Below are 220 nucleotides of genomic sequence, written 5' to 3'. Positions count from 1 at the left end.
CAGGCATTTTGTTCAGTTCTACACCACTACCTAACTGAATATTGATACCCGCTTCTAAAATCGGCGACATGTTTGGAGACGTAAACGCGTTGAAACCATCGGCGTGAGATTTGGTACTGCGGTTACCACGCATCAGTTGATTATTGAAGAACAGTGTGACTTCGTTAATCGGATAGTTAGCCGCAATGTGCAGTGCATTCAAAAGGTTAGCTTGTCCATC

Annotated in this window: 1 protein-coding gene; it reads right to left on the bottom strand. The window is 44.1% G+C overall.

Going from position 1 to position 220, the window contains the following annotated elements:
• On the bottom strand, positions 1-220 hold a 220-nt coding region (locus tag MRS74_RS23805; RefSeq protein WP_254582755.1), incomplete at both ends, for an asparaginase domain-containing protein.

This window comes from Marinobacterium sedimentorum (assembly GCF_024267675.1).
Taxonomy (GTDB): Bacteria; Pseudomonadota; Gammaproteobacteria; order Pseudomonadales; family Balneatricaceae; genus Marinobacterium_A; species Marinobacterium_A sedimentorum.
This window is presented reverse-complemented; position numbering and strand designations above follow the sequence as displayed.